This window comes from Microbispora sp. H10836 (genome assembly GCF_012999525.1).
Lineage (GTDB): Bacteria > Actinomycetota > Actinomycetes > Streptosporangiales > Streptosporangiaceae > Microbispora.
In genome coordinates this window covers 313,134-331,868 of sequence record NZ_JABBWU010000001.1, presented here as the reverse complement: position 1 = coordinate 331,868, position 18,735 = coordinate 313,134, and the positions used below count along the sequence as shown (strand labels likewise).

Genomic DNA, 18,735 nt, shown 5'->3' with positions numbered 1-18,735 from the left:
CCGCCAGCCGGCCGGGGCCCGTCGCAGGGTCGCCACGCTGCGCGGTGCCGCCGCTCGTCCACTTGTCGCCTGTGGTCCGCGTCAGGCGAGGGCGGGGTCCAGCACGACGTCCTCGCCCTGTGTGGTGGGCGCCTCCGGGAAGTGGCAGGCGGTCAGGTGACCCTCGCGGTTGCCGCTCAGCCGCACCAGGGGCGGCACCTCGGTGGCGCACTTGTCCTGCGCCTTCCAGCATCGCGTGCGGAACCGGCAGCCGGACGGCGGATTGATCGGCGAGGGCACGTCACCGGCCAGGCGGATGCGCTCGCGCGGCTCGCTCGACACGTCCGGATCGGGCACGGCCGACAGCAGGGCGTGTGTGTACGGATGCCGCGGCCGCTCGTAGATCGACTGGCGGTCACCGACCTCGACGATCTTGCCGAGGTACATGACCGCGACCCGCTGGGAGAAGTGCCGTACGACGGCCAGGTCGTGCGCGATGAACAGGAACGCGATGCCGAGGTCGCGCTGCAGGTCCTGCAGCAGGTTCACCACCTGCGCCTGGATGGAGACGTCCAGCGCCGACACCGGCTCGTCGGCGATGATGAGCTTGGGGTCGAGCGCCAGGGCGCGGGCGACCCCGATGCGCTGCCGCTGGCCGCCGGAGAACTCGTGCGGGAAGCGGTTGTAGTGCTCGGGGTTGAGACCGACGATCTCCAGCAGTTCCTGGACCCGCTTCTTCCGCCCGCCGGGCGGGTCGATGTCGTTGACCTCCATGGGCCCGCGGACGATCGTGCCCACGGTCTGCCGCGGGTTGAGCGAGCTGTAGGGGTCCTGGAAGATCATCTGGATCTCGGGCCGGATCGGCTTGAGCTGCCTGCGGGAGCTGTGGCTGATGTCCTGCCCCCGGTACAGGATCTGGCCGGAGGTGGGTTCGAGCAGGCGGGCCGCCAGCCGGCCCGTCGTCGACTTGCCGCAGCCCGACTCGCCCACCAGGCCGACGGTCTCGCCCGCGCCGACCGCGAGGTCGATGCCGTCGACGGCGTGTACGGCCCCGACCTGACGCTTGATCAGCGTGCCACCGCGTACGGGGAAGTGCTTGATCAGCCCCTTGAGCTCCAGCAGCGTCTCGTTCATGCGTCGTCCCCGGTCTGCGCGGTGTCCTTGTCCTGCGGGGTGTCCCCGGACTGCACGGTGTCCCCGGACTGCGTGGTGTCATCGGCACTCGCCGTGCCGGCGGCCCGTGCGGTGCGGAGTTCCCTCTTCTGCCCGAGGGTGAGGTAGCAGGCGTCCCCGTGCCCGGTCTCCGGCGAGAGGGACGGCCGCTGGGCGAAGCACAATTCCGGCCCGGCGAGCCGCGGGTAGTCGCAGCGCGGATGGAACGGGCAGCCGGACGGCGGGTTGAGCAGGCTCGGGGGAGTGCCGCGCACCGGCATCAGCGGCACGTCCACCGACGAGTTCAGGCGTGGCATGGACGACAGCAGCCCCCACGTGTAGGGGTGCTGCGGCTCGCGCAGCACCTCGCGTACGGTGCCGCGCTCGGCCGCCCGTCCCGCGTACATGACCAGGACGTTGTCGGCGGTGTTGGCCACCACGCCGAGGTCGTGGGTGATCAGGATGATCGACGTGCCGAACTGCTGCTGGAGCTCCTTGAGCAGGTCGAGGATCTGCGCCTGCACCGTCACGTCGAGCGCGGTCGTCGGCTCGTCGGCGATGAGCAGGTCGGGGTCGCACACCAGCGCCATCGCGATCATCGCGCGCTGCCGCATGCCGCCGGAGAACTCGTGCGGGTAGCTGTCCACGCGGCGCTCCGGCTGGGGGATGCCCACGCGGCGCAGCATCTCGATCGCCCGCTCGCGGGCGTCCTTCTTGTTCGCGCCCTTGTGCTTGCGGTAGACCTCGCCGATCTGCCGGCCGATCGTGTGGAACGGCGACAGCGCGGTCAGCGGATCCTGGAAGATCATCGCGACGCGGTTGCCGCGGAGCTTCTCCATCGTGCCGGCGCCCGCCGAGATCAGCTCCTCGCCCTCCAGCCAGATCTCGCCGCCGATCTTCGTGTGGGCGGGATCGTGCAGGCCGAGGATGGCGAGGTTGGTCACCGACTTGCCCGATCCGGACTCGCCGACGATGCCGAGCGTGGTGCCCTTCTCCAGATCGAAGGACAGGCCGTCGACGGCGTGCACGATGCCGTCCTCGGTGCTGAACTCGACGCTCAAATCGCGGACGGACAGGAACGGCCCGGGGCCGCGCGAGGTCCCCGGCTCGCCGCTCCACGACACGGTGGTCACTTGCTGCTCCAGTTCCAGGTTCGACTCGGTGGGGCGGGGCTCAGCCCAGGCGGACCCGCGGATCGATGAACGCGTAGAGCACGTCCACGACGATGTTCAGCAGAACGATCGCCGCCGCGCCCACGATGGTCACGCCGAGCAGCATCGGCAGGTCGGTGTTCTGCACCGCCCGTACGGCGAGCTCGCCGATGCCGTGCAGGCTGAACGTCTGCTCGGTGATGATCGCGCCGCCCAGGAGCGTGGCCAGGTCGACGCCGAAGATCGTGACGATGGGGATCATCGCGCCACGCCAGGCGAAGCGGAAGAAGACCGCACGGTTCGACATGCCCTTGGCGCGCGCCGTGCGCACGTAGTCCTCGGCGAGCTGTTCGACCATCTGCGACCGGGTCATGCGCGTGTAGTTGGCGGTGAAGATGATCGACAGCACCACCCACGGCAGCAGGAGGTGGGTGAACCACTCCAGCGGGCTCTCGGTGATCGGCACGTAGGACGGGCGCGGGATCAGCTGCATGGTGTCCACGAGGTAGAACGCCAGCAGCGGCCCGACGAAGTAGATCTGCAGCGAGGCGCCGATGACCGACGACGCGCTGGCGACCTTGTCGAGCGGCTGCCCGACCTTCCAGGCCGCGATCATGCCGGTGAGGATGCCGAACGCCAGGATGACCACGGACGCGCCGAGGGTGAGCGACAGCGTCACGGGGAAGCGGTCGACGATGGCGCCGAAGACGGGCTCCTGGGTGGCGAAGGAGTAGCCGAGGCACGGCGCGGGACACTCGCCGAACTGGACGAACTCACGGCCCACGAAGATGCCGACGAGCCAGTGCCAGTACTGCACGAACAGCGGCTCGTCCATGCCGAGGTTGTGGCGGATCAGCGCCAGCGTCTCCGGCTGGCAGATCTTGCCGCAGAACGCCCGGGCGGGGTCACGCGGGATCGCATAGAAGAGGTAGAACGTGATCGCGCTGATGATCAGCAGGATCACGAGGGCGCCGGCGACGCGGCGTACCAGAAAGCTGGTCATGATCTCGCACTTGCTCCTGCGGGCGGGCCGGAGGTCCGCCGCCCCCCGCGACGGGGACGGCGGACCGGGTTGCTGCTACTTGACCCAGATGTCGAGCGCCGACTGCTCGCCCTCGATCGGGTCCATCTTCACCCCGCCGAGACCCGAGCCGTACAGGCCGAAGTAGGTCTGGTAGTACTCGGGCACGATCGCGGCCTGCTCCATGATCATCCTGTCGATCGCGGCCCAGGCCTTGCCCGCCTCGGCGGCGTCGGTGATCGCGTTGGCCTTGTCGATGGCCTCGTTGATCTCCGGCACGTTGATGTGGGTGTAGTTCGGCGCGTTGTCCGCGATCTGGCGGCCGTCGAACTGCGGCTGGATCGCGGTCGAACCGGTCGGCCAGTCGGCCGCCCAGCCGCCCCAGTAGATGTCGAACTTGTTGTCCACCGGACCGATGGCGTCGTAGTACGTCGTCGGGTTGAGCGGCTTGGCCACCACCTTGAAGCCGGCCTTGGTCAGCGCCTCCTTGATGGCGACGGTGACCTTCTCCTGAGTCGGCGTCTGGTTGTAGGCGTAGACGACGGTCGGGTTCGGGTTGCCCGAGTCGGCCAGCAGCTTCTTGGCCGCCTCGGGGTCGCCCTCGGGCTTGGCCAGCTTGCCGTACAGGTCGAACGCCTCGTAACCGAGGACGGTCGGGCTCATCACGGTCGTGGCGATCTTGCCGGTGTTCACCTCGCCGCCCGAGATCTGCTGGATCTGCTTGGCGGGCCAGGCGGTGATGATCGCCTTGCGGACGTTGACGTCGGTGATCCGCTTGGTGTTGATGTTGTAGAAGGTGGTGAACGGCGTCAGGCCCTGCACCGACCGCTTCATCAGCTCGGCGTTGCCCAGCACCTCCTGGACGCGCTCGGCCGCGACCGCGTTGTGGAAGGTGAACGCGTTCTTGTCGTTGCCGGTGTCGGCCATGAAGCGCTCGGTGGTCTGCTGGGCCTGGACCCCGAACTCCATGTGGAACTTGTCCGGGTAGGCGTGCCGGATCGGGTCGGTCTTCGGGTCCCAGTGCTCGTTGCGCTCCAGGTCCATCGACTTGTCCGTGATGTGGCTCACGATCTTGTACGGACCGGACGAGAACGGCTGCTTGTCGTACTTCTGCTTGGTGTCCTGCGCCTTGGGCACGGCGCCGTAGCCGGTCATGGCCACGGTGAAGTTGAAGTCCGGGTGCTCCCCGTTGAGGTGGAAGACCACCGTCTTGTCGTCCGGAGTCTCGATCGTGTCGAGCTCCTTGCCGTCGTACGGGCCCTTGTACTGGTCGCGGAACGGCTTGTTCGGGTCCGGGACCAGCCAGGTCTCGGCGTAGTCCGGGCCCTCGGTGATGAAGTCGGCGAACAGGCGCTCGAAGCTGTACTTGATGTCAGCGGAGGTGATCGGCGAGCCGTCCTGCCACTTCAGGCCGTCCTTGAGCGCGAACTTCCACGTCTTGCCGCCGTCGTCGGTGGTGCCGGTGTCGGTGGCGAGGTCGCCGACGAGCTTGATGTTGCCCGACTCGTCGTGCTTGTACGCCGTCAGCGTCCGGGTGAACAGCTTGGACACCGAGGAGTTGTAGTTCACGTAGACGCGGCCCGGGTCCAGGTGGCTGAAGTCGTCGCGGTCGATCATGTAGACCGTGCCGCCGGACTTGGCGCCCTGGATCTCCGGGGCGGGGCCCGTGGAGTCCTGGGCGGTGCCGACCGTGATCGCGCTGACCGCCTTGTTCTCGAGCGGCTTCTGGGAGGTGCTCGCGGCGCCCTGGGGCGCCCCGCCGCCACCGCCCTTGGCGCAGCCGGCGAGGGCGAGCGCCCCCGCCGCGAGCACGGCCGTCATCGAGGCGATCCGCCTGCTATGCGATCTCATATGGTCCTTCCTATGGGGGAGAGCGCGTGTGGTCAGCGCTTGGTCTTGGGGTCGAAGGCGTCGCGGATGGAGTCCCCGAGCAGGTTGAAGGCGACGACGAAGATCAGCATCGACACGCCCGGGAAGATCAGATACGTCACGTCGGAGTGGTAGACGTTGGCGCCCACCTGGAACATCCGGCCCCAGTCGGGGGTGGGCTCGGTCATGCCGACGCCCAGGAAGCCGAGGCCCGCCTCGGCGCCCACGTACAGCGGCAGCGCGAGGGTGGCCTGGATGATGATCGGCGTCCAGAGATTCGGCAGCAGTTCCTTGAAGATGACGCGGCCCGGCGAGGCGCCCGTGACGCGGGCGGCCTCGACGAACTCGCGCGTCCGCAGCGACAGCACCTGGGCGCGCAGCAGGCGGGCGATCGTGGCCCAGCCGAGGACGGTCAGGACGACGCAGATCGACACGTACCTGAGCCAGACCGGCGTCTCCTCCTCCGGCAGCACGATCGCGGCCTCGACGACCGGCAGGAAGACGATCAGGAAGAGCTGCGAGGGGAAGGCCAGCAGCGTGTCGATGACACGGCCGATCACGTAGTCGGTCTTGCCGCCGAGGTAGCCCGAGGTGATGCCCATCACGACGCCGATGACCGTCGTGATCACGGTCACGATGATCGCGATGCTCAGCGACGTGCGAATGCCGTACACGAGCTGCATGAATACGTCACGGCCCAGGCCCGGCTCCAGGCCGAACCAGAACTCGCCGCTCATGCCGCCGTTCGGGGCGACGGGATAGCCGTACTCGTTGAGCAGGCCCGGCTGGTTCTGCCCATATGTGGTGTACGGGTCCTTGCCGTACAAGGCGGAGATCACGGGTGCCAGGAGCGCGATCAGGAAGAACGCGAGCACGATGATCGCCGAGACCACGCCGGTCTTGTCGCGCCGGAACCGGCGCCACATGAGCTGACCGGGCGAACGGCCGACGATGGCGGGACCGGACCCGGACGATGCCGTCGTCTCCACGGAGTCCGCGGCGGTGTCGTCGGTCGTGGTCGAGGAGGGGAACGTCATGGTGCGGTGCTCCCGGATGGACCATTAACGATCGGAAGAGATCCGACTATAGGGAACCCTGGCAACTAATTTTGCGCGGGTCAATCACTTGAGGCGGGTAGTTCGCCACTTGCTTGCTTCGTTGTGCAAAGTAAATCACCTTGTGTCCTGCGACCGCATTGACCTCGGTATACGCGGCACGGGAGACTGTTTATTACATAAATGCCGTTGTGTCACAACTTTGTGACACAAACCGCACATGCCTGAGACTGAGCGCATCCGATAAGCATGTGCCGCAGATCACCGCAATCCCGCGCTAGGGCAACGAGCCGGGCATCGCTACACTGACGGGTAGCAGAGCAGCGTGCTCCGGGGTCGGTGTAATTCCGAACCGGCGGTGACACCCCTGTCCCCAGGGGTGACAGTCCGCGACCCGGCCGAAGCCATCGGCCGGTGGACCTGGTGAGATTCCAGGACCGACGGTGAAAGTCCGGATGGGAGGAAGCGCGCGAACGGGCGGCCGTGGTGCCGCCGGGCGGCCGCGTGGCCGCGCCGGCAGCGATGCCGCCCGTGCGGGTGATGCGAGGCCGCATCCCCGACCATCCCCGGGGCCCGCCGTAGACAACGGCGAGAGGAAGACCGGGGTGACCTCAGGGGACATCCTTCACATGCGGCGCGCCATCGCGCTCGCCGCCCGGGGCCTGGGCGGCACCAGCCCCAATCCCGTCGTCGGCTGCGTGATCCTCGACCCGTCGGGCGAGGTCGCGGGAGAGGGCTTCCACGCCTACGCGGGCGGCCCCCACGCCGAGGTCGTGGCGCTGCGCGAGGCGGGCGGACGGGCCAGGGGCGGCACGGCCTACGTGACCCTGGAGCCCTGCGACCACACCGGCAGGACCGGCCCCTGCACCGCCGCCCTCCTGGAGGCGGGCGTGGCCCGCGTCGTCGTCGCCGTCTCCGACCCCAATCCCAAGGCCGCCGGCGGAGCCGCCACACTGCGGCGGCACGGCGTCGTGGTGGACGAGGGCGTGCTGACCGCCGAGGCCGAGGAGGTCAACGCCGCCTGGCTGACCTCCGTGCGGGCCGGCAGGCCGTACGTGACCTGGAAGTTCGCCGCCACGGTCGACGGGCGTTCGGCGGCCGAGGACGGCACCAGCCAGTGGATCACCTCGCCGGAGGCCAGGGCAGACGTGCACCGCCTGCGGGCCGAGAGCGACGCCGTCGTCGCCGGCATCGGTACCGTGCTCGCCGACGACCCTCAGCTCACCGCCCGTGTCCCCGCCCCCTCGCGCGCGGCGCCCGTGCTGCGCGTGGTCGTGGACCCGGGCGCCCGCACCCCCGCCACGGCCCGCGTCCTCGACGGCGAGGCCCCCACGCTGGTCGCCGTGGCCGAGGACGCCGCCGTCCCCGCCCACCTGTCCCGCCACGCCGTACGGCTCCCTCGCGTCCCCGGCGGGATCGACCTGCACGCCCTCCTGGCCGAACTGCACGGCAGGCAGGTCGTGAGCGTGATGGTCGAAGGCGGGCCCACGCTCGCGGGCGCCTTCCTCCGGGAGGGCCTGGTCGACCGGGTCGTCGGCTACCTCGCCCCGGCGCTGCTGGGCGCGGGGCCGGCCGCGCTCGGCGCCGCGGGAGTGTCGACGATCACCGAGATCCACCGGCTGGAGTTCGCCGAAGCGACCCCCGTCGGACCGGACCTCAAGCTGGTCCTGCGTCCGAAGTCCCCTGTGCCGTCGAAGTCCCCTGTGCCTTCGAAGTCCTCCGGCCGCACGTCCCCTAAGGAGAGCTGAATGTTCACCGGAATCGTCGAGGAACTCGGCGAGGTCGTGGCACTAGAGCCGCGGGGCGACTCCGCGCGCCTCACGGTGCGCGGCGCGGTCGTCACCGGCGACGCCGGGCACGGCGACTCGATCGCCGTCAACGGCGTCTGCCTCACGGTGGCCGAGGTAGAGGGGGACTCCTTCACCGCCGACGTGATGAGGGAGACCCTCGACCGGTCCTCGCTCGGGGCCCTGCGTCCCGGCGCGCGGGTCAACCTGGAGCGCGCCGTACGGGCCGACCAGCGCCTCGGCGGGCACATCGTGCAGGGCCACGTGGACGGGACCGGGGAGGTGCTGTCACGCGAGCCCGGGGAGCACTGGGAGGTCGTACGGCTCTCGCTGCCCGCGAACCTCGCCCGGTACGTCGTGGAGAAGGGCTCGATCGCGGTGGACGGCGTCAGCCTCACCGTGGCCGGTGTGGCGGAGGACTCCTTCGCCGTCAGCCTGATCCCCACCACCCTCGGCCTCACCACGCTGGGCCGCAAGCAGCCCGGCGAGCCGGTCAACCTCGAAGTGGACGTGATCGCCAAGTACGTCGAGAAGCTCACCCTGGGAACGCGGGCATGAGCTGGACGGACGCGGCGGCGTTCTACGTCTTCGGCAAGCCCGTGCTGTGGACCGACCTGGTCGGCAACGTGTGCGCGCTCGGCACGGTCTGGCTCGCGATCAGGAGAACGATCTGGACCTGGCCGGTGCAGCTGCTCGGGTCGGTGCTGCTGTTCGTGGCGTCGGTCAGCGCGCACATCACCGGCAACGCGCTCAAGCAGGCGTTGTTCGGCGTCCTCGCCGTCTACGGCTGGGTGAAGTGGTCGCGCGGCACCCGTGGCGGCGCCGAACTGCCGATCCGCTCGGCACGCGTCAGGGAGCGGGCGGTGCTCGTGGGCGTCATGGCCGCCGGGACGGTCGCGGTCGCCCTGCTGTTCACCTATCTCAACGCGCGGGGCCTGAACATCTCCTGGGCGCCCTGGCCCGACGCGTACATCTTCGTCGGCAGCGCGGTCGCGACGTGGGCGCAGGGCAGGGCCCTGGTCGACTTCTGGATCGTCTGGGTGGCGGTGGACCTCGTCGGCGTGCCGCTGGCGTTCAGCTCCGGACTGGTGGTCTCCGGCCTGGTCTACGGGGTGTTCTTCGTGATGGTCATGATCGGTTTCCGCGGCTGGCTGCGGCAGTCGCGCGAGTTGCGGGCGGTGGTCGCATGAGTGGGATAAGGCTGGACCCGATCGAACGGGCCGTCAACGACATCAGGGACGGGCGGCCCGTCGTGGTCGTGGACAACGAGAACCGCGAGAACGAGGGCGACCTCATCTTCGCGGCGTCCAAGGCGACGCCGGAGCTGGTCGCCTTCATGATCCGTTACACCAGCGGTGTGATCTGCGTGGGCATGGAGGGCGCCACGCTCGACCGGCTCGGCCTGCCGCTGATGGTGCAGGACAACCGCGAGCGCCTGCGCACCGCGTACACGATCAGCGTGGACGCCAGGGACGGGGTGACGACGGGCATCTCCGCCGCCGACCGGGCCAAGACGATCAGGACGCTGTGCGACTCGGCCACCGAGCCGTACGAGCTGGTCCGGCCGGGGCACATCTTCCCCCTGCGGTACCGCGAGGGCGGCGTGCTGGTGCGGCCCGGGCACACCGAGGCGTCGGTGGACCTGGCCAGGCTCGCCGGGCTCTCCCCGGCCGGCGCGCTCGCCGAGATCGTCAACGACGACGGCACGATGGCCCGACTGCCCCGCCTGCGCGAGTTCGCCGACGAGCACGACCTCGCGCTGGTGTCGATCGAGCAGCTCATCGAGCACCGCCGCAGGTCCGAGCGGATGGTCACCCGGGTCGCCGAGACGCGCATCCCCAACCGGTACGGCGTCTGGCGCACCTACGGCTATGCCAGCGCGCTCGACGGCGGCGAGCACGTCGCGCTGGTGTACGGCGACATCGAGGACGGCGAGAACGTGCTCGTCCGGGCGCACTCGGAGTGCCTCACGGGCGACGTGTTCGGCTCGCTGCGCTGTGACTGCGGCGTGCAGCTCGACACCGCGATGCGCGTGATCGCGGAGAACGGGCGCGGCGTGATCGTGTACCTGCGCGGCCACGAGGGTCGGGGCATCGGCCTGCTGGCCAAGCTGCGGGCCTACAGCCTGCAGGACGACGGCAGCGACACGGTCGACGCGAACCTGGAGCTGGGGCTGCCGGTGGACGCCAGGGAGTTCTCCAACGCCGGGCAGATGCTCGCCGACCTCGGTGTGAAGTCGGTGCGGCTGCTCACCAACAACCCGGCCAAGGTGCGGGGGATGGACGGGTACGGCATCAAGGTCCTGGGCCGCGAGCCCATGCCGGTGGCGATGAACCCGTACAACGAGAGGTATCTGACGGCCAAGCGCGACCGGCTCGGCCACGAGATCTCCGGCGGCGTCCCGCGCGACATCCACGGCGAACACTTCGGCAGGGAGGCCTCATGAACGGGCGGACCGGCTCTGAGCGTGAGGAGGGCGTATGAGCGAGCGTAGCGAGCGAGTCGATAGGCACGGCGCGGTCCGCTCATGCGGCTCCGAGCCGTCAGGCGAGGAGGGCGTATGAGCGGCGAGGGACGGCCGGACGCGGGGACGGTGGACGCGGGCGGGCTGACCGTCGGCATCGTCGCCGCCCGGTGGCACGAGAAGATCACCGACCAGTTGCTGGCGCGGGCCGAGCAGGCGGCGCGGGACAGCGGCGCGGCCGTGGTCACGGCCCGGGTGGCCGGGTCGCTGGAGATCCCGGTGGTCGCACAGGCACTGGCCCGGCGCTGCGACGCCGTCGTCGCGCTCGGGGTGGTGATCCGGGGGGAGACGGCCCACTTCGACTATGTCTGCGACTCGGTGACCGCGGGCCTGACCAGGGTCTCGCTCGACGAGTCGACCCCGGTGGGCAACGGGGTGCTGACCTGTGACACCCTTGATCAAGCGATCGAGCGGTCCGGCGTGCCGGGCAGCAAGGAGGACAAGGGTTACGAGGCGACGATCGCCGCCCTGGAGACCGCGCTCCTCCTGCGCGGCCTCGCAGGCTGACCTCGCCCGAACCTCGTAGCCGCAGCGCTCGCATCCGCAGCGCCGAGCCGGGAAGACTTGACTGGTGATCACGCAGCATCCGCCCGCGGCCCCGCCGGCCGGGCACGCCGTACGCCGCCGCGCAGTGCCCACGCACGGGGGTGGTCATGTCTGAGAGCGCGCCGCCGCTGCCCGTCACCTGGCGGCCCCGCATCACGACGATCATCGCGTACGGCCTGGCGGCGGTGATGGTGATCGGCTCGATCCTGATGGCGGTCGGCCTGCCGGAGCAGTTCAAGATCCCGGACCGGCTGGGCATGGTCGCCTTCGGCGTCGCGGTGGCGTGCGTGCTGCACCTGCTCGGCCGCCTGCGGGTGCGGGCGGACGAGAAGGGCATCACGGTGGTGAACCCGATACGGGTGCACCGCTTCGAGTGGGCCGAGGTGCTCGACGTCACGATGACGGAGGGTGACCCCTGGCCCAGGCTGGACCTCGCCGACGGCAACAGCCTGGGCGCGATGGGCATCCAGAGCACCGAGCGGGAACGCTCGCGCCGGGCGGTGGCCCAGCTCACCGCCCTCATCCGCGAACGCGGCGAGGCCCCCGACCGCCCGTGACGGCGGCGGGGGCCCCGGCGGGCCGTCAGGCGCTCAGCCGTACGGGCGCGGGCGCGCCGAGCAGGCCGCGCCGGCGCAGTTCGGGCAGCACGCCCTCGCCGAACCAGAAGGCCTCCTCCAGGTGCGGGTAGCCCGACAGGACGAACTCCTCGACGCCGAGCGAGGCGTACTCCTCGACGAGGTCGGCGACCTCCGCGTGGCTGCCGACGAGCGCGGTGCCGGCGCCGCCGCGCACCAGGCCGACCCCGGCCCAGAGGCCGGGGTGGATCTCCAGGTCCCGGACCCTGCCGCCATGTGAGCCCGCCCGGTAGCCCTCGTGGAGCGCGAGCATCCGCTGCTGCCCGACCGACTCGCTGCGGGACAGGACGGCCCGCGCCGACGCGATGTCCTCGGGGGAGATCTGGTCGAGCAGCCGCTTCGCCTCCGCCCACGCCTCCTTGGAGGTGTCCCTCGTGATCACGTGCAGGCGTATGCCGAAGCGCAGCGTGCGGCCTTCGGCGGCGGCCAGTTCGCGCATCCAGTCGAGCTTGGCCGCGACCTGGGACGGCGGCTCGCCCCAGGTGAGGTAGACGTCGACGTGCCGGGCCGCCACCGGGCCCGCGGCGGCCGAGGAACCGCCGAAGTACAGCTCGGGCACCGGGTCGGGGCGCTCGGCGACCGCCGCACCCTCGACCTCGTAGTAGTTCCCCCTGAAGTCGAGAGGGCCGTCCCACGCGCCGCGGGCGATCGACAGGAACTCGTCGGTCCGCGCGTACCGCTCGTCCTTGCCCAGGTGGTCGCCGAACCGCCGCTGCTCGGCCGCCTCCCCGCCGGTCACCACGTTCAGCAGCAGCCGGCCGCCCGAGATCCGCTGGTAGGTGGCGGCCATCTGCGCCGCGAGCGTCGGGGACAACGCGCCGGGCCGGAACGCGACCAGGAACTTCAGCCGGGTCGTCACCTGGGTCAGCGCGGCGGTGACCAGCCAGGCGTCCTCGCAGTAGGTGCCCGTGGGGGTGAGCACGGCCTCGAACCCGGCCTGTTCGGCCGCGCGGGCCACCTGCGCGAGGTAGTCGATCGTGGGCGGCCGGGACGCGGAGGCCGCCGCCTGCCCGTGCCGGCGCGCCAGACCGTGCCCGCCGCCGGTGATCGCCCTGCCGTCGCCCGAGGTGGGCAGGAACCAGTGGAATCTCATTGCTGCGCCTTTCCGACGACGTCGTTGAAGCGGTCGTCCACGAACTGGGAGAACGTGACGGTGCCCGGGATGAGGCCACCGGCGGTGAACGCGTCGGCGATCTCCTGCTCGGAGGAGACGACCGAGTCGTCGATAACGACAGGGGTGGCCACGGCGTTGGCGACGGCCGCGTCCGCCACCTCGACCGGCAGGCCGGTCTCCTGCGCCCACACCTTCGCCCACTCGTCCAGGTGGGTCGCGGCCCAGATCCGCGCCTTGGCCAGCCGGGTGAGGAAGTCGCCGACGGCGGCGCGCCTGCCCGCGTCGCCGAGCGCGGCGGGAGCGGCGACCTGGAAGCCCAGGCCGTTGACGACGCCCTCGCCGTCGACCAGCAGCCGGGCCTGATGCTGGATTCTGGCCTGGGAGGTGAAGGGGTCCCAGATGGCCCAGGCGTCCACCGTGCCGGACGAGAAGGCCGCCAGGGCGTCGGCGGGCTGTAGATACTGCGGCTGGATGTCCGCGAAGGACAGGCCCTCCTTCTTGAGGACCGCCAGCAGGTGGTAGTGGGCCGAACTGCCCTTCGCCACCGCGATCTTCTTCCCCCTGAGCTGGGCCGCCGAGGTGATCGCGGATCCGGTGGGGACGAGGATCGCCGATCCCTTGGCGCTCTGCCGGTACGCCGCCACGATTTTGATCTTCGAGCCGGAGGCGGCCGCGAAGACGGGCGGGGTGTTGCCCACGCCGCCGATGTCGACGGCCCCGGCGTTGACCGCCTCCAGCAGCGGCGGGCCGGAGGTGAACTGCGACCACGTGATCGCGTACGAGGTGCCGTCGAGCAGCCCGGCGGCCTTGAGAAGGGCCTGCGATCCGGCCTTCTGGTCGCCGACCCGCAGCGTGACGCGGCCGGGGGCCTGCCCGTCCCGCCCTCCTGGCGCGCTCTGTCCCGTCGAGGCGCAGGCCGTGCCGGCCGTCAACACGATCAGCAGCGCGGCGAGGAGTCTCCTGGTCATGCCGGTCCCTCCGGGGTGACGCCCAGCGCGGTCAGCAGCGCCGCGCGCAGGGTGAGCAGGTCGGGGTGGTCGCGGTGCCGGGGGCGCGGGGCGGCGACGGTCCACTCGTGCGCCACGCGCCCGCCGTCGAGGACCAGGATCCGGTCGGCCAGCAGCAGCGCCTCGTCCACGTCGTGGGTCACCAGCAGCACGGCCGGGCCGTGCGCCGCCCACAGGTCGAGCACCAGGCGGTGCACGGTGATCCGGGTCAGCGCGTCGAGCGCGCTGAACGGCTCGTCGAGCAGCAGCAGCCCCGGCTCGCGGACGAGGGCGCGGGCCAGGCTCGCCCGCTGCGCCTCGCCGCCGGACAGCGTCAGCGGCCAGGCCTCCGCCCGCTCGGTCAGGCCCACCTCGGCCAGCGCCGCCTCCGCCCTGCTGACCGGGTCGGGCGCGGTCAGGCCGAGCGTGAGGTTGTCGCGCACCCGCTTCCACGGCACCAGCCGGGGCTCCTGGAAGGCCACGGCCACCGAGCCGTCCACCTCCAGGCCGCCCTCGACCTCCTCGTCCAGGCCGGCGAGCGCGCGCAGCAGCGTCGACTTGCCCGAGCCGCTGCGGCCGAGGAGTGCGACGAACTCGCCGCGCCCGATCGTCAGGTCGAGGCCGTCGAGCACCGTGCGGTCGCCGAACCGGCGGGTGAGGGCGCGTACGGTGGCCTGCGCTGTGACGCTCGCAGGGACACTGACCGGGACACTGACCGGGACACTCACCGGGACAGGAACTCGCGCCGCCATACCAGTGCCCTCCTCTCCAGGAGCCGGACCAGGGCGTCGGTGAGCAGGCCGAGCGCGCTGTAGACCAGCAGGCCGACCACGATCACGTCGGTGCGCAGGAACTCCCGCGCGTCGTTGATCATGTAGCCGAGCCCGGCGTCGGCGTTGACCTGCTCGGCCACGATCAGCGCCAGCCAGGCCACGCCGAGGCTCTGCCGCAGCCCGACGAGCGTCTGGGGGAGCGCGCCGGGCAGCACGATGTGCCGTACGAGCGCGGCCCTGCCGAGCCTGAGCGTCCGGGCGACCTCGGCGAGCTTGCCGTCCACGCCCCGGATCCCCGCGAACGTGTTGAGGTAGAGCGGGAAGGAGACGGCGAGCGCCACCAGCAGCACCTTGGGCGTCTCCCCGATCCCGAACCAGAGGATGAACAGCGGGATCAGCCCGAAGAACGGCAGCGCCCGGAGCATCTGCATGATCGGGTCGACGGCGTTCTCGCCGGCCCGGCTCAGCCCGGCGACCAGCGCGAGGCCGACGCCGGCGACCGCTCCGGCGGCGAAGCCGAGCAGCACCCGTTCGAGGGACACCGCGATCGCCGTGGGCAGCGTCCCGGTGCGCACGAGGTCGAGCGCGGTCGCGGCGATCTGCGACGGGGCGGCGAGCAGCCGGGCGGGCAGCAGCCCGGACGCGCTGGCGGCCTGCCACAGCAGCACGACGACGAGAGGGCTGACCCACCTCCTGTGCCACCCCTTGCCAGGGCCGCGGGCCGTGGCGGAGCGGGGGCGGGGCCGGGGATCGGCCCGGACCGCACCCCCGAATTCGCCCTCGAGTTCGGCGACGGACATGAGACACCTCGCAGACGACGAAGAAGGATTCGCCATCAGAGTTGCCTATATTTCCTACCAAGTCAATAGGTTTACCCGCTGACGGCGCCGGCGCGGGTGGCACGGGCGCCCAGCGCACGCAGATACGCCCGCAGCTCAGGCGGCTCGTGCACCTCGAACTCGCAGCCGAGCATGAGCAGACGTGACGCGAGCCACTCCAGCGTGTCGGCCGGTCCGCGCAGGCGGCAGCTGTGGTCGTCGATCGGCTCCACGTTCCCCGCGGCGGAGCCGAGCCGGCCTGCCGCCTGACCGGCCGGAAGGCGCAGGGTCGCCACCACCTCGTAAACGGGCGCGGACGAGTACAGCCTGGCGGCGACGAACTCGGCCGGGTCCTGTTCCGGCGGCACACGAGCCTGGACCCGTACGCCGGTCGGGTGAGGGGCGCCGATCCGGTCGGCGCGGAAGATCCGCCAGTCGTCGCGGTCGTTGTCGTATGCCAGCAGGTACCACCGGCGTCCGGCCGTGACCAGGCGGTACGGCTCGGTCAGCCGCTTGGTCTCGGTGCCGTCGCCGGATCGGTAGGCGAAGCGCAGGCGTTCGCGGTTGGCGGCGGCTCCGGCGAGCACCACCAGGGTCCGCGGGTCCACGGGCGGCTCGGCTCCGGCGAGCATCGGCACGGTCGCGGCGGCGAGCGCGCCCACCCGGTGCCGCAGCCGGGACGGCAGCACCTGCTCCAGCTTGGCCAGGGCGCGCACGGACGCCTCCTCGATGCCGTCCACCGGATGCGCGGCGGCCGTGCGCAGGCCGACGGCGATGGCCACCGCCTCCTCGTCGTCCAGCAGCAGCGGCGGCATGGCCGTGCCCGCGGCGAGCCGGTAACCGCCCACCGCGCCCATCGTCGCCTGGACCGGATATCCCAGCTCGCGCAGGCGGTCGATGTCGCGGCGGATGGTCCGGGGACTGACCTCCAGACGCTCGGCCAGCTCGCTTCCCGGCCACTCGCGCGGCGTCTGCAGCAGCGACAGCAGAGCGAGCAACCGTGCGGACATGTCACCCATGGGCCAAGCATGCCCGGTCATATAGGACAGATCGCGACCTACATGGCCCCTAACGTCGGTCCCGTCATCACGACGCATCGGGAGAGACATGAGCACCGAGATCCGCCCATTCCGCATTGAGATCGCTTCGGCCGACCTGGACGACCTGAACGACCGGCTGGACCGTGCCCGTTGGCCCCGTGAGCTGCCCGGCGACGGATGGAGCCGCGGCGTCCCCGACGCCTTCCTCCGGGAGCTCGCCCGCTACTGGCGCCAGGAGTACGACTGGCGCGCGCACGAGGCGCGGCTGAACGAGTTCCCGCAGTTCATGACCGAGATCGACGGTCAGGACATCCACTTCCTGCACGTACGCTCGGCCGAGCCCGATGCTCTGCCGCTCGTCCTCACGCACGGCTGGCCGAACTCGTTCCTGGAGTTCACCGAGCTCATCGGCCGCCTCACCGACCCCCGTACGCACGGTGGCGACCCCGCCCGGGCGTTCCACGTCGTGGCGCCCTCCCTTCCGGGCTTCGGCTTCTCCGCGCCGCCTCGCGGCGCCGGCTGGACCGCGGCGCGCGTGGCGCGGACCTGGGCCGAGCTGATGCGCCGCCTCGGCTACGAGCGGTACGGCGCGCAGGGCGGGGACTTCGGGGCCTATGTCGCCCCGGAGGTGGCCAAGGCGGCGCCGGGCAACGTGACCGGCGTCTACATCGTCAGTGGTCTCGGGTTCCCCACGGAGAAGGACCTTCCGGAGATGACCGAGGACGAGCGGGCGGCCTATGCCCGGTTGATGGAACAGGACTGGATGAACGGCGTCGACCACCACGCGCTGCTGCGCGCGGCGCCGCAGACCTTCACGTACGGATGGCACGACTCGCCGCTCGCGGCACTGGCCTGGATGACCCAGAAGTTCCACGAGTTCAACGCCTCGGGCAGGCCTCTAGAGAAGGCGATCGACCGGGACCTGTTCCTGACCAACGTGAGCCTGTACTGGTTCACCGGGACGTTCGGGACGTCGGCGTGGCCGTACTACGAGAGCACCGGCTTCGGCTGGCCGGAGGGCCAGACGGTCGCGCCGACCGGCGTGTACAGCGGCCCGCCCGGCATCCGCCGGCTCGCCGAACGCCACAACACCATCCTCCACTGGCCCGAGGACAACCCGGGTGGCCACCACTTCATCGCGATGGACCAGCCGGATCGCCTCGCCGCCGACATCCGCGCGTTCTTCTCCAAGGTGGGCTGACCGGGGCGGCCCGGCCGCGTCCCGTGGCGGAGGTCAGCTCGTGCCCGGGATGGTGACGTTCTGCTCCTTGAACCCGTAGCCGGTCTTCGACGCGTCGCGCTGCAGGCCCTCCATCGAGCTCTTGCCAGCGTCGACGTCGGACGCCGTCGCGGTGCCGTTCTGCAGCTTGCCGGTCAGCGCGGAGAACTGGTCGCTCACGCCCTGGACGGCCCTGCACAACGTCGGATTGGCCGCGGCGAAGCCCTTGGCGACCTTCAGCTGGTGCAGGGCGAAGGCGCCGGCGATCGCGGCCTTGGCGATCGTACGCTTGCGTTTCTCCGCTCCGGCCTTGAAACCGCCGCTGCGCAGTGGTTTGTAGATGTAGCGGTGGAAGGCGCCGAGGGCGAGACCCGCGTGCAGCGCGAACCGGGTCTTGGCGAACCGCTTGGCGTTGCCGCCGGCCGGGCACGGCGAGTTGTACTCGGTCTCGGCCGCGGTCGGCGTGACGAGCGCCGCGGGGCCGGCCACGGCGGCGTGCTCGGGCGCCGGGGCGGTGGTGCCGCCGCAGCCGACGAGCAGCGCCATCGTCAGCGCGGCCGCCGCCGCGAGTGCGGTAACGGATCGGACAGTTCGTGCGTTCATCGTTTCCCCCCGTGGACGCTGTGGACACCGGACGCTGTGGTCGCGGCGAGTGCGCGTCCCGGGCGACGGTTGCCGCCCTGCTGCCGACTATGCGGGCTTTTGCCGGGTTGAGGCGCTTTTCATGCCGTGGTCGGACGGACATTTGGCCGCCGCCTCACGGTTCGCGAAGGGACCGGGCCGCCATTCACCGATCCATGCCAATGGCGGGATGGGGATTCACATCGAATTTTTCCGGCGGTGGGCGATGGGCTGGACGCATCCCCTAAGCGATTCGGACAATAGGGGAGGAACCACTCGATCCGCCGCATCGCGGCCTGATCGGAGAGGAGAAAGGCCATGCGAGGTGGGCGATTCAGCATGGTCATCGGTTCGGCGCTGCTCGGCACGGTCGCGCTCTGGCCGGCGGCGTCGCCGTCGGTGTCGGCGTCCACGGGCGCCGCCGGCGCCGCGGTCGCGCAGGCGG

The 18,735-nt window shown here is 70.8% G+C and carries 18 protein-coding genes and 1 riboswitch; of the genes, 7 read left to right on the top strand and 11 right to left on the bottom strand.

Annotation, left to right across the window (positions count from 1 at the left end):
* Window positions 1–81: 81 nt before the first annotated feature.
* From HHX30_RS01515 to HHX30_RS01495, 5 genes are all read right to left on the bottom strand, one after another.
* Window positions 82–1,113, bottom strand: coding sequence for an ABC transporter ATP-binding protein (locus HHX30_RS01515; RefSeq protein ID WP_169978555.1), 1,032 nt, complete (start codon window positions 1,111–1,113; stop codon window positions 82–84).
* Complete coding sequence (locus HHX30_RS01510; RefSeq protein WP_311922002.1) at window positions 1,110–2,264, bottom strand: ABC transporter ATP-binding protein; 1,155 nt, start codon at window positions 2,262–2,264, stop codon at window positions 1,110–1,112. Before HHX30_RS01510 ends, HHX30_RS01515 begins: the two co-directional genes overlap by 4 nt.
* A gap of 40 nt (window positions 2,265–2,304) precedes the next feature.
* Window positions 2,305–3,285 (bottom strand): ABC transporter permease, encoded by a 981-nt coding sequence (locus tag HHX30_RS01505; protein ID WP_169978553.1) that lies wholly within the window; start codon window positions 3,283–3,285, stop codon window positions 2,305–2,307.
* A gap of 75 nt (window positions 3,286–3,360) precedes the next feature.
* Entirely contained in the window at window positions 3,361–5,154 is a 1,794-nt protein-coding gene (locus HHX30_RS01500; RefSeq protein WP_169978551.1) for an ABC transporter substrate-binding protein, read from the bottom strand.
* Between the two features lie 32 nt (window positions 5,155–5,186).
* A complete protein-coding gene (locus tag HHX30_RS01495) occupies window positions 5,187–6,209 on the bottom strand; it encodes an ABC transporter permease (protein ID WP_169978549.1) in 1,023 nt (340 codons plus the stop codon).
* Window positions 6,210–6,548: 339 nt separating this feature from the next.
* A riboswitch (FMN riboswitch) is annotated at window positions 6,549–6,700 on the top strand.
* 132 nt (window positions 6,701–6,832) lie between these two features.
* Between HHX30_RS01495 and ribD the strand changes: the two genes are divergently transcribed.
* The 6 genes from ribD (at window position 6,833) to HHX30_RS01465 (ending at window position 11,641) form a co-directional block, all read left to right on the top strand.
* Window positions 6,833–7,975, top strand: a complete 1,143-nt coding sequence (gene ribD, locus HHX30_RS01490) for a bifunctional diaminohydroxyphosphoribosylaminopyrimidine deaminase/5-amino-6-(5-phosphoribosylamino)uracil reductase RibD (protein WP_311921999.1) — start codon at window positions 6,833–6,835, stop codon at window positions 7,973–7,975.
* Window positions 7,976–8,572, top strand: coding sequence for a riboflavin synthase (locus tag HHX30_RS01485; protein WP_169978547.1), 597 nt, complete (start codon window positions 7,976–7,978; stop codon window positions 8,570–8,572).
* Complete coding sequence (locus HHX30_RS01480) at window positions 8,569–9,204, top strand: nicotinamide mononucleotide transporter family protein (RefSeq protein WP_169978545.1); 636 nt, start codon at window positions 8,569–8,571, stop codon at window positions 9,202–9,204. Before HHX30_RS01485 ends, HHX30_RS01480 begins: the two co-directional genes overlap by 4 nt.
* Complete coding sequence (locus HHX30_RS01475) at window positions 9,201–10,460, top strand: bifunctional 3,4-dihydroxy-2-butanone-4-phosphate synthase/GTP cyclohydrolase II (protein ID WP_169978543.1); 1,260 nt, start codon at window positions 9,201–9,203, stop codon at window positions 10,458–10,460. Before HHX30_RS01480 ends, HHX30_RS01475 begins: the two co-directional genes overlap by 4 nt.
* A gap of 114 nt (window positions 10,461–10,574) precedes the next feature.
* Window positions 10,575–11,045: a 6,7-dimethyl-8-ribityllumazine synthase gene (gene ribH, locus HHX30_RS01470; RefSeq protein ID WP_169978541.1), complete on the top strand. Its 471-nt coding sequence runs from the start codon at window positions 10,575–10,577 to the stop codon at window positions 11,043–11,045.
* 146 nt (window positions 11,046–11,191) lie between these two features.
* Entirely contained in the window at window positions 11,192–11,641 is a 450-nt protein-coding gene (locus HHX30_RS01465; RefSeq protein WP_169978539.1) for a PH domain-containing protein, read from the top strand.
* A gap of 25 nt (window positions 11,642–11,666) precedes the next feature.
* On the opposite strand, the gene HHX30_RS01460 is transcribed toward HHX30_RS01465, so the two are convergent.
* The 5 genes from HHX30_RS01460 to HHX30_RS01440 all read right to left on the bottom strand — a co-directional run bounded on the left by HHX30_RS01460 (window position 11,667) and on the right by HHX30_RS01440 (window position 16,429).
* Window positions 11,667–12,812 carry an LLM class flavin-dependent oxidoreductase gene (locus HHX30_RS01460; RefSeq protein WP_169978537.1) on the bottom strand — a complete coding sequence of 382 codons (1,146 nt, stop codon included), beginning with the start codon at window positions 12,810–12,812 and terminating at the stop codon, window positions 11,667–11,669.
* A complete protein-coding gene (locus tag HHX30_RS01455; protein WP_169978535.1) occupies window positions 12,809–13,801 on the bottom strand; it encodes an ABC transporter substrate-binding protein in 993 nt (330 codons plus the stop codon). Before HHX30_RS01455 ends, HHX30_RS01460 begins: the two co-directional genes overlap by 4 nt.
* A complete protein-coding gene (locus HHX30_RS01450) occupies window positions 13,798–14,547 on the bottom strand; it encodes an ABC transporter ATP-binding protein (protein ID WP_311921996.1) in 750 nt (249 codons plus the stop codon). The genes HHX30_RS01455 and HHX30_RS01450 overlap by 4 nt, the downstream gene beginning before the upstream one ends.
* On the bottom strand, window positions 14,544–15,392 hold the full coding sequence (locus HHX30_RS01445; protein WP_169978531.1) for an ABC transporter permease: 849 nt from the start codon (window positions 15,390–15,392) through the stop codon (window positions 14,544–14,546). The genes HHX30_RS01450 and HHX30_RS01445 overlap by 4 nt, the downstream gene beginning before the upstream one ends.
* Window positions 15,393–15,463: 71 nt before the next feature.
* Window positions 15,464–16,429: a YafY family protein gene (locus tag HHX30_RS01440; RefSeq protein ID WP_169978529.1), complete on the bottom strand. Its 966-nt coding sequence runs from the start codon at window positions 16,427–16,429 to the stop codon at window positions 15,464–15,466.
* Window positions 16,430–16,517: 88 nt separating this feature from the next.
* Between HHX30_RS01440 and HHX30_RS01435 the strand changes: the two genes are divergently transcribed.
* Window positions 16,518–17,651 (top strand): epoxide hydrolase family protein, encoded by a 1,134-nt coding sequence (locus HHX30_RS01435; protein ID WP_169978527.1) that lies wholly within the window; start codon window positions 16,518–16,520, stop codon window positions 17,649–17,651.
* Window positions 17,652–17,684: 33 nt separating this feature from the next.
* Here HHX30_RS01435 and HHX30_RS01430 read toward each other — a convergent pair whose 3' ends face one another.
* Entirely contained in the window at window positions 17,685–18,272 is a 588-nt protein-coding gene (locus tag HHX30_RS01430) for a hypothetical protein (RefSeq protein WP_169978525.1), read from the bottom strand.
* Window positions 18,273–18,735: the final 463 nt, after the last annotated feature.